Source organism: Anaerococcus sp. NML200537 (assembly GCF_026131715.1).
In the GTDB taxonomy this organism is placed as follows: Bacteria; Bacillota; Clostridia; order Tissierellales; family Peptoniphilaceae; genus Anaerococcus; species Anaerococcus kampingae.
In genome coordinates this window covers 1-14,044 of record NZ_JAMXSL010000049.1, presented here as the reverse complement: position 1 = coordinate 14,044, position 14,044 = coordinate 1, and the positions used below count along the sequence as shown (strand labels likewise).

At 35.8% G+C, this 14,044-nt stretch carries 11 protein-coding genes; 9 read left to right on the top strand and 2 right to left on the bottom strand.

The window, feature by feature from the left end:
- Positions 1–1,415: 1,415 nt before the first annotated feature.
- Positions 1,416–2,672 (top strand): hypothetical protein, encoded by a 1,257-nt coding sequence (locus NH288_RS10505; RefSeq protein ID WP_265215209.1) that lies wholly within the window; start codon positions 1,416–1,418, stop codon positions 2,670–2,672.
- 1,008 nt (positions 2,673–3,680) lie between these two features.
- On the opposite strand, the gene NH288_RS10500 is transcribed toward NH288_RS10505, so the two are convergent.
- Together NH288_RS10500 and NH288_RS10495 are read right to left on the bottom strand one after the other, a co-directional pair.
- Positions 3,681–4,199: a sigma-70 family RNA polymerase sigma factor gene (locus tag NH288_RS10500; protein WP_265215207.1), complete on the bottom strand. Its 519-nt coding sequence runs from the start codon at positions 4,197–4,199 to the stop codon at positions 3,681–3,683.
- Positions 4,200–4,559: 360 nt separating this feature from the next.
- Complete coding sequence (locus tag NH288_RS10495; RefSeq protein WP_265215205.1) at positions 4,560–5,606, bottom strand: PDDEXK nuclease domain-containing protein; 1,047 nt, start codon at positions 5,604–5,606, stop codon at positions 4,560–4,562.
- 252 nt (positions 5,607–5,858) lie between these two features.
- Between NH288_RS10495 and NH288_RS10490 the strand changes: the two genes are divergently transcribed.
- The 8 genes from NH288_RS10490 to NH288_RS10455 all read left to right on the top strand — a co-directional run.
- The gene (locus NH288_RS10490) at positions 5,859–5,975 is read left to right on the top strand and encodes a YvrJ family protein (protein WP_158698389.1); all 117 of its coding nucleotides are present in this window, start codon (positions 5,859–5,861) and stop codon (positions 5,973–5,975) included.
- Between the two features lie 20 nt (positions 5,976–5,995).
- Positions 5,996–6,679 (top strand): peptidoglycan amidohydrolase family protein, encoded by a 684-nt coding sequence (locus NH288_RS10485; protein WP_265215203.1) that lies wholly within the window; start codon positions 5,996–5,998, stop codon positions 6,677–6,679.
- 77 nt (positions 6,680–6,756) lie between these two features.
- Positions 6,757–6,975 carry a hypothetical protein gene (locus NH288_RS10480; RefSeq protein WP_106460987.1) on the top strand — a complete coding sequence of 73 codons (219 nt, stop codon included), beginning with the start codon at positions 6,757–6,759 and terminating at the stop codon, positions 6,973–6,975.
- A gap of 22 nt (positions 6,976–6,997) precedes the next feature.
- A complete protein-coding gene (locus NH288_RS10475) occupies positions 6,998–7,228 on the top strand; it encodes a DUF2922 domain-containing protein (protein WP_265215201.1) in 231 nt (76 codons plus the stop codon).
- Positions 7,229–7,355: 127 nt separating this feature from the next.
- Positions 7,356–7,943, top strand: coding sequence for a type IV toxin-antitoxin system AbiEi family antitoxin domain-containing protein (locus NH288_RS10470; RefSeq protein WP_106460985.1), 588 nt, complete (start codon positions 7,356–7,358; stop codon positions 7,941–7,943).
- A complete protein-coding gene (locus NH288_RS10465) occupies positions 7,940–8,779 on the top strand; it encodes a nucleotidyl transferase AbiEii/AbiGii toxin family protein (protein WP_265215198.1) in 840 nt (279 codons plus the stop codon). Before NH288_RS10470 ends, NH288_RS10465 begins: the two co-directional genes overlap by 4 nt.
- 222 nt (positions 8,780–9,001) lie before the next feature.
- Complete coding sequence (locus NH288_RS10460) at positions 9,002–9,274, top strand: type II toxin-antitoxin system RelB/DinJ family antitoxin (RefSeq protein ID WP_265215196.1); 273 nt, start codon at positions 9,002–9,004, stop codon at positions 9,272–9,274.
- A 1,364-nt stretch (positions 9,275–10,638) separates the two neighbouring features.
- Positions 10,639–14,044, top strand: a 3,406-nt coding sequence (locus NH288_RS10455; RefSeq protein ID WP_265215194.1) for a Rib/alpha-like domain-containing protein, incomplete at its 3' end; no start/stop codon positions are given.

Below are 14,044 nucleotides of genomic sequence, written 5' to 3'. Positions count from 1 at the left end.
AGAAAAAATCAGTATATTATCTTGATAAATCGCCCTTTTCTATAGAAAAGGGCCACCATCAATCTATAATATATTTGTATTGTAAGAAATTGAGCTACAACTTTTTGGGGGTACCATAGTCCCTCATCGGCCTCCCCTTAAACCCCTCTCCGTTACACCCCCAGGCGGCCCCTAAAGCGGGGAGCATGAACAGAAGCTTGCCTTCGGCAAGCCACTCTTTTTAGACAGAACTCCTTGTTTTAGCTATTCTTATCCTTAGTTATTTTGACATTCCGATGCCTAAAAATCTCAATCTAGTCCAAATTTTTCTTTTACATTTACTTTACATCTCAGCACTTACATAATATTAATTTGAACTCGTGCGTCAGGAGATTTTCTTAACGGCATCTACATTTACAAAATATCCCGACCTTGGGAGAATTATTCTGTATTCTGAGAGAATATTGACATCGAAGCTAGTCTAAGGCTCGTTTGCTCTCGCAAACATTGCGATAAGTGGGTCTAAGGAAGATAGTCTTAAGACTTAGATAAATAAAATCGTAAATTATTTTAAATCAAGGAAGCGTTAAGAAAATTTTGTTGAGCAAACGAAGTGAAGCGAATCTAAATTTTTAGCTGACGAGATTTGAAATAATAGATTTTGCACCAGAATGAATAGCAGTCAGGTCTAGTAAAGAAGATTGCCATAGGCAATCTACATTTTGCCCTCTGCAAGAGTCGCTTGCGGGGTGTAACGGAGAGGGGGTGTAAGGGGGAGGGCGATGAGGACCCATGCGAAAGGGTCCTTGGCCCTCCCCCTTTGGCGAAGTCATCAGCTTGATGACAATAATTCATTGTGTGACAAAATAACGAAGAAAATAGTATATAATATTGTATTATTAAGAAAGAAAGTCTTGGCTCTCCCCCTTGAACGAAGAGATATGTTTATAATGAAAATTTACTATAAGATAAAATTACGAAGTGAAATACTATATAGTACCAATTCATTTTGTATTAAAGAACAAAAAATCATCTTAATATTATTGTAATTTAAGGAAACCATCTTGCAATTCTCCACAAAATTAGTATATTAATAGATATTATCAAACAACAAAATATTAGGAATTCCTATTGTAGAAATTCCCAAAAATACTATTGTAGAAATTCAACACAAATTGTGTGGACCTACAAAATTCCATAATTAAGCATTAAGCTTGCAAAAGCGAGTAATAAAGCCAATGTATGGAATTCCTATTGTAGAAATTATCTATCAATTATGAAGATATTTTGTCGTTATATTTAGAAAAATTTTAGATATATTGATAAATTAATCAAATGTGTTGACAATATGGAGAAGGTGTTGTAAGATAATAATTGTAAAGTGAGTACTAAAAAATTGTACAAAAGTTTAAACGAAATTTAAGGAGAATATAATTATGAAATTAAATAAATTAGCAGCAGGTGCTCTTGCACTAGCTCTAGGTCTTGGTGCAGTAGCACCAGCTGTAGCTGATACAGCTAAATCAGGTACACAACTTGTTGGCGAAGAATACAATGAACAACTATCTTTAGTTAACAAATTCTACGCTCAAAGAAATGAAGTTAGAAAAGAAATCGAAGTTGCTAAAGCTAGAATAGAAACAGCTAAAAAAGCTGTAAAAGCAGCTGAAGAAGCTTACAAAAATGCTCCAAAAGAAGATGCTAAAACTGATTCTGAAGCTCGTCAAAAAGAAGCTGACAAGCTTAAAATAGATGTAGAGACAGCAGTAGCAAACGTAGAAAAAGCTAGAAAAGCTCTTGCTAAAGCAGAAGAAGACAAAAAAGAAGATAAATCTGTAGAAGAAAAAGCAGTAATGGATGCTAACGCAGCTCTTCTTGCAGCAACAACAAAATATGAAGCTAAACTTGGTGAAGTAGCAGCAGCAGTTGAAAAAGAAAAAGCTGAAGCTGAAAAAGTTAACTCAACAAACAAACTTACACCAAAACAACAAGCTCTAGTTGACCTTGTTAAAGCTCAAAATGAATTAGCAGCAGCTAACGGAGCTTATGGTACAGCAGTATCTAGAGAAAAAGACCTTTCTGACAGACTTAAAAAAGAAATGGGAATCCTTAGAACTCTAGCAGGTGGAGCTACAGCTATCGTTTCTATCGAAGGAGACAAAGTAGTTGTTAAACCATCTATCAAAGACGAAGCTAAAAAAGATAGAGCTGAATTAGTTAAAGCTCTTGAAGCAGCTAAAACAAGAGCAGAAGTAGCTATCTCATCTGCAGAATTCCTACTAAAACAAGCTCCAAAATCAGTTGCTAAGGTTAAAGACGTTCTTGAAAAACAAATCAAAGACGCTAAAGCTACAATCGAAAAAGCTAACAAAGCACTTGGTGTTAAATCAGCTTTCATAGCTACAGCTTACGCTGATGAAGCTTCTGACGCTGATCTTGAAGCGCTTACAAAAGAACTAAACAAGAACGCTGAAGACATCGAAAACACAATCAAAGAAAACGAAAAAGCTCAACCAGAAGTTAAAGAAGACAAAAAAGAAGACAAAAAAGAAGACAAAAAAGAAGACAAAAAAGCTAACATGCCATCTAAAAAAGCTGGCTCAAACGCTAAAACAGGTATCGCTGGAGTAGCTGGCGTAGCTGGAATCCTTGCAGCAGCATCAGTTGCTTACGCAGCAAGCAAAAGAGACTAATTACCAATTAGAATCTTAAGAGGCGGTCAATAAAGAGTGCACTCTTAGACCAAATCTAAAAATAAAATACCCGGGTACTCACTTCAAAAAACCTTCCATTAAATTGGAAGGTTTTTTTATGAGAAAATACAGAACCCCTTGTCTCGAGCGCTCCTTCCCTTGTATCGACCGTAGTGGAGATACCTATTACGAAAACTCAAATTCTAGCACAAACTCTAGAGCGATATGTTACTATATTCGAAGGCTATATAAACAAATCACCGATGTAAATACAGAACCCTCAATAAAGAGAACCATGAGGTCCTCTCAGAGCCGGACGGGCTTGCCCGCAAAGCTCGAAATGGGAGGGGACTCGGTTTCTGGTTTTACTAACATTTTTTATTATTGTATTTCCTTTAAATAATTATAAGTAACTAACGAAAAACTAGGAACCAACAATACTCCCACCCCGAACGAGCGAAGCAAGAATCTAGCCCGTACGAATACCGCTTCTTCGAAGCTCTCCACGCTACCACGCTATCATTCTGCGTAAATATGCCAAATCAAGGCATATTTACGTGGCTCATTGAGGACTCTCATGGTTTTTCCTATAAAGGGATTAGTATCTACATCGGGCCATGTTGATACTAAATTATCAATACAAATCAACTAATTTAAAATATTGAATTAACCCCTAATTTGTGGTATATTAAGAGTAACCATGAAGTTAATCAAGAAGCATGGAATTACCAAAAAAGGACGAGCCTGCACGCTCGTCCTTTTTTTTATAGACTAATTATCATCAATTTTCTTGCTGTCTAGCCATTTGCACAGTAAGTTACCAGCTACTTGCGCTGCGACAGCAATAATGAAGTTAATCAATTCCTGCATGAAATCACCCCCTCCCACCCTGTGGGCCGATGATAACATATGTATTATACCGCATAGAATGAATTAATTACATATTCTCTGCGGTTTTGACCGAAGCTAATCTAATATTTGTCGGCATCTCTTATTATAATATTTAATTCAAATAATATTAGAACCCACATCCCACACCTCTCTCAATTTTTTTATTATCATGCTATTTCTATTTCTCACTGTTTTTGGGCTTAGGCCTAGGATTTGGCCTATTTCTTCATATTCCATTTCTTCAAAATATCTTAATCTAATTATTTCCCTGTCTTTGTTATTTAGGCTTTTTAGGCTGTTTTTTAATTTGAGGTATTTTTCCCCATTTTCTATCTCGGCTCCTATATCGATGTCACTTTCTATCAAATCTCCGATTACGCCGCCTTCGGTGGGTGTTTCTAGGGAGATTTCTATTGGGTTTCTGCATTTGTTCCAAAAGTGGTAGTTGAGCTTGTGTTTTAGGTAATTGCCGAAGCTTCCCGCTTCGATTTTGTAATCTAGTATTGCCTCGATTGTCAGCATCCTTGCTTCATCGATTGCCTCTTCTCTTTCAAAGGCTGGGAATCGTCTTATTGTTGCAAGTATTAGTGGCATATAATCATCTATTATTCTTTGTGCATTTTCCAAATTTATCATTTTTTTTCACTTCTTTCATTTAAGATCAAAGTCTACCAGCCTGGCTGGTAAAGGCGCCTATTGACCTTGTCAATGTCTATCTTAATACAAATTAGTGAAAATGTTTAATTGCCTAAAAGCCTTTAAGACGGGCTTTTTTTGCCTTAAAGGCTTTTAGACAAATCGAATTGGACTTTTAAAGTCTTTAAGCTGATTATTAAAAATATTGGGAGATTTTTTGCAATAAAAAAGGGGCTGTTGCAAAACTATGAATAACTATCGTCCCATCACTAGAGGGTTCTTGTGGGAAATTTTTGGCCTAGCCTGCCGGCTCGTGGAGGCAAAATTTCCTGCAAGGTTCCTCTAGTGATTTGGGACGATTTATTCATTCTGCAACAGCCCCTGTTTGTATTGTTCAATTACTTTCTCTACCTGCTCTTCAAGCTCTTCCCTTTCTGGGATATACAAGGTATATTTTGATGCGAATATTTTATTTGATAAGCTGCCTAGTGCGTATTCTGCTTGGACTCCGTCCTTGTCAGTACACAGGATTATTCCTATCGGCTCATTGTCCATCTCATCATTAACTTCTGCCTTATAATAATTGAGGTACATATTTATTTGACCTACTGCTTCTGGCATTAGCTTGCTTGTTTTTAGTTCGATTAAGACATAGGACCTTAATATTTTATTGTAAAATACCATGTCCACATAATAGTGGGTGTTGCCTAAAGTTACCCTTTGCTGACTACCTACATACATAAAACCCTTGCCAAGTTCTAGTAAAAACTTTTCAATATGGTCTATGAGTGCCTTTTCTAAATCACTTTCCATCATTGGTTTTTCTTCTGGAAAGCCTAAAAATTCAAATACATAAGGGTCTTTTACAAGGTCAGATGCCTTATTTATTTCATTGCCCTTTAAGGCTAGGTCTAGGACTTTTTCTTTGTTTTCGTCTCCTGATGATAAGACCAGTCTTTCAAAAAGTGATGTTTTTATTTGTCTTTTAAGTTCTCTTACTGACCAATTTGCATTTATACTTTCTTTTTCATAGAAGCTTCGCTTTTTCTCATCGCTGATGGATAAGAGTTCGCAATAATGGGACCAGGTCAATTTTCCAGACAGTGTCTGGAATATTGGATATGATAAATATAGGTTTCTCATATTAAACAAATTAGACTTAGAATATCCCTTACCATATTCCTTTGTAAGTTGTCTTGACAAGTCGTTTATAAGCTCTTTGCCATACTCTGCTCTTTGCTCATGTCCTTGCTCATCTTCTACGATAATACGTCCAATCTCCCAGTAAGTCTCTAGCAAAATATTATTGACTTGTCTTGCAACTTCATTTCTTGCCCTATCCATCAATGTCTTTATATCCTTAAAAACATGGTCATGGACCCTATCTATTTTATTTTTCTCATTCATATAAGCACCCCTTAACTTCTTTAATTATATCATAAATAAGCTTTTTTGTATGACAATTTCCCTATAGCCTTTAAGCTGATTAGCAAAAATATCGGGACAAAATCTTACTTTTTGCTATATATAATTAGCACGTGCAAATCACACAAGAAAGGAGTGGCGTACTTTCTGGGCTTGCCATAAATTTTATCGCAAGCCAGACTTCGCTAGCTTGATCCTAAGGAAAGAAAGCTTGCCAAGTTAGCCGAAATTGATATGGATATATTTAAACTCATATCTGAACTAGGCTTTCCAATAGTGATGAACCTCATCCTAATAGTACAAATCAATGGAAAGCTTGACAAAATTATTGAAGAAATCCAAAAGTCATAGCTTTTGGGGAAAGGAACTTTATGGCAAATATTGAAAAGATGATTGACTTTGGCCTAGCCAAGGTCGGCAGGGTGGGCTATTCCATGGCCTATCCTGCAAGACTTGGTCCAGCTTTTTATGACTGTTCATCCTTCGTCCACTATTGCCTCATAGCAGGAGGCTTTATCCCAAGGACAAGCCTAATCGGGTCAACAGAGACCCTATTTAAGATGAATGGGACCTATCTAAAGGAAATTTATTCTTATGGCCAGGTCCAAAGAGGGGATATCTTTATAAGAGGCATCGAGGGTAAGTCTTTAGGAGCAGGCGGCCATACAGGGATATTTTTAGCAAAGGATAAGATCCTTCATGCCAACTACAGGCACAGGGGAGTATCCATATCCACAACTAGGGATGACCTTAAAATATTTCTAACCTGCAAGAGGTCCTATAAGGAGAGATACTTTAGGCCTATAGGCAATACAAATACTGGCTACAAGATGGTCGAAAAACTCGGCAGGGCCCTGGTAAGGGCAGCAGTCAATGTCAGAGCCCTACCCACGACTAGGTCAGATGTTCTAGCAGTCTATTATCCAGGTGAGCATATCCACTATGACCAGGTCATAGAAAACGAAGGTCTAAGCTGGATATCCTATATAGCCCTATCCGGCAAGAGGAGATATGTCAGCATAGGTGATGGAAAATCAACTTGGGTAAGGATTTAAAAAATAAATCGGGACAAAAAGGCAGTTTTTGTTATATATATACAAGGCGCCAATAAAAAAACAAAAAAGGAGAAGAAATGAAAATAAAAATTAAATTCGAAATCGCAAACGTAGACGGAGACAAGAGAAAGGCCTACACAAAGACCTTTTCACAAGTAAACCAAGAGGCAAGCTCTGATAATATCAAGACCTTCGCCAAAGCCTACCTAGGCCTACTAAATGACAATGGCCACGAACTAAAATACGCAATATACAAAGCCGATGACCAACTAATCGAAGAAGGCAACCTAGCATAAGAAAAGGAGAAAGGAATAACAAATGGAAAAAACAATAAACTCAAAACTCAAACTATACTTCAAAGATGAGGCAGCAGCTCAAAGAACAATCTCAATAGACCAAGTAAAACCATCCTACACCGACACCGAAATCAAAAACGCAATGGACCAAATGATCCAAGCAAATGTCCTAAAAACAAGCAAGGGCCCAGTAACAAAAATATCCAAAGACGAAATGGAAAAAATAGAAAAAAACCCATACAAGGTAAAATAAGCCTATAGTAAGCAGAAAGCCAGCCACGTGCTGGCTTTTTGTGTGGGAATTTACACCATCTGCAGAGATGTTATTTACATTTTCGCTTTTATATGATATAATTAAAGCGAAAACGAGGTGAGGAAGAATGAACGCACTTAGAGAATATATACAAGATAATCTAGTAATAACTAACAAAGAAGCAGAAGAACTCGGATATACTAGGCATAATTTATCAGAATTAACAAAAATCGGACAATTAGAAAGATTAAGACCAGGACTATATCAATTAAAAGGAAAAGTTATAGACGATTTTATTTTAATATCATCTAATAGTAATCGAATTATATTTTCCCATCAAACAGCCCTCTACCTCCACGACCTATCGGATAGGACTCCAAATGTATTTCATATATCTGTACCCCAAGGCTACAATGCCAGCCATATCAAGAAAAGATATGAAGACCTACAAGTTCACTATGTAAAAAAAGATTTATACGAGCTAGGTAAGACAGAAATAAAATCACCACAGGGTAACCTTATCCTAGTTTATGATATAGATCGAACAATTTGCGACATCATGATCGACAGAGAAAAGATAGATAAGCAGATTTTCACAGAAGCCTTAAAAAGATACTTTAAATCACAAAATAAAAACCTAAGACGACTCATAAAATACAGTAGACTATTTAAAATAGAAGATGAAATTAGAAAATATATGGAGGTATTATCGTGATTAATATCGAGAGTATAAAGGGCAAGATAAGAAGTCTAGCAGAGAAGAAAAATCTGAAGTCGCAAGAAGTTTTGCAAATATATTTCTTCGAAAGATTTTTAGAAAGGCTATCAAAATCACCATACAAAAACAATTTTGTAATAAAGGGAGGATTCCTCATATCATCCTTAATCGGCATTGAAAATAGAACAACTATGGACATGGACACAACCATAAAAGGCATACCCCTAAAAGAAGAAAAAATAAAAGAAATCGTAGAAGAAATCATAAATATCAATGTAGACGATGGAATAAAATTTGAAATAAAAGACATCTCTTATATTAGAGAAGAAGACGAGTACGAAAACTTTAGAATTTCACTAATAGCAAATATTGGGAAAACTAAAAACCCAATGAAACTTGATCTAACAACAGGAGATGCAATAACACCAAGAGAAATAGAATACACCTATCCCTGTATCTTTAGCAAAGAAGATATAAAAATAATGGCATATCCATTAGAAACAATTCTCGCAGAAAAATACGAAACTATAATCAGAAGAAATATAACAACAACACGAATGAGAGACTTTTATGACCTATACACCCTTTACAAACTAAAAAAAGATGAGATAGATTATAAAATTTTAAAAGAAGCAATAGAAAGAACTTCCTACAAAAGAGGAAGTCAGGAGGAAATGCAAGACTATGAGGAAATAATCGAGGACATAGAAGAAGATTCATACCTAAGATCCTTGTGGGAAGTATATCTAAGTGAAAATAAGTATATAGGAGATTTGACCTATGAAAATGTCATCGATCTTGTAGCTATAATTTCTGAAAAAGTAAATAGTTAGCTTTTGAAATGTTATTTAAGCCAGCCACGTGCTGGCTTTTTGTGTGGTAATATAAACAAGCTCCAATAGATGAGAGCTTTACATTTTCACTTTTATACATAATAATTTAAGCGAAAATGAAGATGCATTGAAAAAATAATTGACAACTCCTGGAAATTGTATTGACATTGTATTGACTGTGCACGAATAAGCTCATATAATTATCCTAAAGGAGATGATAAAATGACAACAACGAATTTGAATATAAGAACAGATAAAGAAATAAAAGAAGCAGCAGAAAAAATCTACTCCAGCTTAGGTTTAAATATGACTACTGCAATTAATATGTTTTTAAGGGCAAGTATTAGAGAAAGTGGCATTCCTTTTGATCTCAAACTTAACCAGCCAAACGAAGAAACCATAAAAGCTATAGAAGAAGGAAGAAGAATAGCCAAAGATAAAAATGTCCAATCTTATGATAATATAGATGACTTGAGGAAAGCCCTTGAAGTATAAGATAAAATTTATTAAATAAATATTAGAGATATTAAGCACTTACTAATTTTAAGGTGCTTTTTTGATTACCAAAATAAGGGGAAGCTATTGGTAAATAAAATATTGATACAAAGCTAAAACTGATATAAATAAAGAGCACCTAATTTATAGTATCATGAGTCCCCTTTTGAAGCTGACGGGCTTGCTTCTTACACTCGAAATGTGAGTGGGATTATTGCTATCAATTGTCTTTTAGGAAATAGCGCCACTACGGGGTAATCCTTTCCCACCCCGAACGAACATAGTGAGGAGGGGTCTCATGGTTCTTTTTATAAAGAGATTGGTTAATTCATCGGGCCATGTGTGTACTTATCATAGTCAATCTTACCAAAATGGCGAGATTAATCTCGCCAATATTGATTTATCTACGCCAATTAAGCTATAATGGCGAGAAAGGCCTAATCAAACAAATAGGAAGTGGGAGGGCGACTAAGTACATTAGAGCTTAAGACTTTTAGCATCTACAAAAGTAGGTGCTTTTTTATAAGCTGTTTTAGGGTGTTTAATAATATTATTTTGAAAATAAACTTATGCTTTGTGCATATAAAACAATAACACCAAATTATTTCTATTAGACTTCTCCACTACGGTCGAAGTAAGGGGAAAGTAGCTTTTTTAAAAAAGCCTCAATACCCTTGTCTCGAGCGTGTCGAGAGAGACCTATTACGAAAACTCAAATTACAAGATAAACTAAGCACGACATGCTGCTATATTCGAAGGCTGTATAAGAAGTCCTACACCTTGTTTATATTTCAGTTACCCTTATCATTCCCCTATTCTTATAAATTCCCCCTATTCCTCTACAAAAACTCTTAATTACCATATCACCACTTCACCCAAACCCAGTCTGAGACTCGTTTTCCTCTTTCTCAATTTTTATAAAATTCAAAAATGCAAAAGTTGAAGATTTTTTTGAGAAATTCATCTTATTGTCAATCATAGTAAATATACATGAAATTGTAAAATATACATAGCTTACATAATTCCCAGAACTATGCCATTTTTCTAACCATAATTTCTAAATTTTAAAAGCAGGTAAATTAACCTAAAAAACAAGGTCGCACCTAGTTTTGAAAACTAGATGCATATGAATTTTAGATATATTGGGAAATTTAAAAAGTTATTGAATAGGGGTTGAATCACAAGCTTAGAAACGTATATTATTAATATCCACAATGTAATCACAATTACATTAGTTAGATTGCCACAGACTTTCTACCGTCTTATTTGTTCGTGTATAAATACGGGTCCTGTAGCCCCGCAGCTTTATCACGATAAATAGATTGGATAGAGGTCAAGTAGCCAAAAATTTATAAGGAGACATTATGAAAGAAAGAAAAGCAGAATTACAAAAGCTTATTGATTTCAAAAAGCTAAAAGGTGCTAATAGAAAACCTAGATACGCTACCAGAAAGTTATCAATAGGCTTAGTATCATGCATGCTAGGTTTTGTACTTCTAGTAAGCCCACAATCAGTAGAAGCTTCTGAAGTAACTGACGCACCAGCTGCAACTGAAGCAGAACCTGCAAAAGAAGAAGTAAAACCAGAAGCAGAAGAAGAAGCTCCTGTAGAAAATAAAGAAACAGAAGCTCAAAAAACAGCTGTTAAAGCATCTGCAACACCAGAAGCAAAACCAGCTGAAGAAAAATCTGCTGAAGAAAAATCTGCTGAAGAAAAAGCAAAAGCTGAAAAAGAACTAGCAGATTACAAAGCTGATGCCATCGAAAAAATCGAAAAAGCTTTCGAAGATGTAGACACAGAAAAATCTTCAAAAACTCTTGATGAATATAAAGAAGAAGTAGAAAAAGCAGAAAGCAAAGAAGCAATTGACAAGATTGTAGAAGATGCTGAAAAAGAGCCTAAGATAGAAGAGAAAAAAGAAGAGAAAAAGGCAGATAAGAAAGTAGAGAAAAAAGAAGAAGCTAAATCTGAAGAATTTGTACATTTTACACCAGAGCAAAAGAAAAAACTTGCAGATGCTGGTATTTCTGAAGAAAGAATAGCAAATCTTGAAAAATCTTATAACGCTTTTAAGGATTCTTACAAGCCTGAAGTTTTCATTGCTGCATCTTTAAATGCACAAAAAGAAAACAAAAATCTTGAGAGCATGACAAGAGAAGCTCAAGGTATCGCTGTAAGAGCTGCAGCAGGTGATGAAGACACAACTGTAGGAAAAGATGCAAACGACGCTGTTCATGGTTATGTAGGTGTACAAGCCGGTGGAGACTTAAACCTACCACTTGCTGGTGCTACAGGTCAACAATTTAAACCTGTTGAAGGTGTTAAATTATATTTCCAATGGTTTGAAAAATGGTCAAATGGAAAAGAATATACATCACCAGTTTACTCTACAACATCAGGTGCCGATGGACAATTCCATATGGGAATAAAACCATATCTTGCTCCAGACGGAAATTTAGTCCAATTTGATGCTGACCCAACTGTATTAGCTGGTAATGAAAGATATAAATTCTGGGTTGATGAATCAAGTATTCCAGAAGGATATGCCCTTCAATATATTACAGGTGAATCAGTAGTTTTCCCAGATCAGGGTCTTCCAATAACCCAAGGTGGAGCTGGTTCAGATACTACAAAAAATACTCACAATAACTGGAAAGTTCTACTAAGACAATTACCAAAGAACATGCACAAAGAAGCAACAGATACACCAGTTGAAAGCAAAACAGGTGGTAATATTTCTGGTAATGTTTCTTGGGACTATAGTTCAGGAATAGGTGGAATCCACTGGCAAGCAGTAGCTGATAAGACATCACCAGCAAAAGATGTAACTGTAAAGGCATCTTACCTATCAGATTATGCTATGAAGAAAATCTTTAGTGATGAAACTGCAACAATGCTTGGATTAAGCTCACCATCTAAAATCAGAGGTTCAGGATGGACACCAGCTCTTGAACAACAACTTCAACAATGGATAAATAAAGAAGTAGCAAAAGATCCTAATAATTGGATTGCAGAAACAGTTCAAGCTAAGACAAATGTTGAAGGTAACTATATAATCCAATTTAATGGTACATGGGGACCAGATAGAAACTATGACGCTGCTACTAAAGAAAGAAAAGCAGGAAACACCTATGATGCATGGGAATTACACAAATGGACAGAAGATGAAGTAAATCGTCTAGGAACTATAGCAGATGATGCAAACTCAGGTACTTTTGCAACATCAGGTGTTAACTACTGGAATAGAAAGCACATCAACGATAACTGGATATATGTTTCTACAGAAGGAACTGACCACCTTCGTGTAATGACACCATTTAATAATAATTATTACACATATAGAAACAATGATTACGGTATAAACGTAGGTTGGAACTTATTAGGTAAGTTTGAACAACGCCATGCGCCTAATAACGTATTTGTATCAGACTTTGCTTTTGCTCCAGGAGAAATTAAGTTTAACGTTACAAACTATGACTCTGGAGCTAATACAGCTATTCCAGGAGATGTAGCTCAAACAGCAACCGATGGTCTTCCATACAGCGGTATGACAAGCGACTCCTTCAGAATAGTTTGGTATGATGAGGATGGAAAAGAAGTTAAGGCTGGTAAGGCTCAAAAACCAAACGGATCTGGACACATTGAATCTGAACCATTCGATACAAAAGGTGTTGATAAGACAACAACTTTCACAGCTAAACTTTACAGAGTAGACTCAAAAGGAAACAATGCTGAGTTACTAGCACAAGATTCATTCACAGTAGAAAAGAACAACTTCATTGGTTCTATCTATGATGAATATAAACACGAAAACAAAAACCCACAAGACGGTGCTAGATACTATTCAAACGACCTACCAGAAGGTTTAACAATAGATCAAGCTACAGGAAATGTCACTGGTATACCAACAAAACCAGGCAAGTATGATGTTACAGTAACAATGGAAATTGATGATGAAAAATCTGGCGAAACTATTTCAGCATCTAGACATTATCGTTACCTAATCACAGACTCTCCACTTAAAGAAGGTGAAGTTGATGCAGATTACGAAGAAACAGCTAAACCAATTGAAGTAGAAGGTTATGTATTTAAGAACATCAAAGCTAAATTCATTGATGGAAAAGAAATCGAAAACTTCAAAATAGTAGAAGATAAGATTACAGGTAAAACATCTGTAGTTGTTCCAGCTACACAAACTACAGAAGATGGAGCAATGGGACCAAACGTAGAAGTAACATATGACATCTACAAACTAAATGATAAGGGCGGGGAAGTCCTAATCAAAAAAGGCCACACAGACAAAGTTCCATTAGTAATCAAAGACAGCGAAGCAGCTAAATACGAACCAGCATATAAAGAAGTACCTGGTAAAGTAGGCGAAGAAGCAACAGTAGCAGCACCAACATTTACTGACAAAGACGGAAAACCAGCAACACCAGCAAACGTAACATACGAAATAGGTAAAGATGCTCCTAAAGATGCAAAAGTTGATCCAAAAACAGGTGTTGTAACCTACACACCAGTTGACGGAGATGCAGGAACAATTGTAAATGTACCAGTAGTAGTAAAATACTCAGATGGAACAACAGACGAAGTAAAAGCTCCAATCAAAGTTGCACAAAAAGACGCTGATAATCTAACACCATCATATGCAGACAAAGATGGAAAAGCAGGTACACCTGTAACAACAGATGCACCAACATACAAAGATGCAGATGGAAAAGACGCAAAAGCACCAGAAGGAACAAAATACACACTAGGAAAAGATG

Excerpts from the sequence above, each read along its gene's own strand:
- NH288_RS10490 (WP_158698389.1), top strand. The coding sequence starts at position 5,859 with ATGGATATATTTAAACTCATATCTGAACTAGGCTTTCCAATAGTGATG.
- NH288_RS10505 (WP_265215209.1), top strand. The coding sequence starts at position 1,416 with ATGAAATTAAATAAATTAGCAGCAGGTGCTCTTGCACTAGCTCTAGGT.
- NH288_RS10500 (WP_265215207.1), bottom strand. The coding sequence starts at position 4,199 with ATGATAAATTTGGAAAATGCACAAAGAATAATAGATGATTATATGCCA.
- NH288_RS10480 (WP_106460987.1), top strand. The coding sequence starts at position 6,757 with ATGAAAATAAAAATTAAATTCGAAATCGCAAACGTAGACGGAGACAAG.
- NH288_RS10485 (WP_265215203.1), top strand. The coding sequence starts at position 5,996 with ATGGCAAATATTGAAAAGATGATTGACTTTGGCCTAGCCAAGGTCGGC.
- NH288_RS10475 (WP_265215201.1), top strand. The coding sequence starts at position 6,998 with ATGGAAAAAACAATAAACTCAAAACTCAAACTATACTTCAAAGATGAG.
- NH288_RS10470 (WP_106460985.1), top strand. The coding sequence starts at position 7,356 with ATGAACGCACTTAGAGAATATATACAAGATAATCTAGTAATAACTAAC.
- NH288_RS10495 (WP_265215205.1), bottom strand. The coding sequence starts at position 5,606 with ATGAATGAGAAAAATAAAATAGATAGGGTCCATGACCATGTTTTTAAG.
- NH288_RS10460 (WP_265215196.1), top strand. The coding sequence starts at position 9,002 with ATGACAACAACGAATTTGAATATAAGAACAGATAAAGAAATAAAAGAA.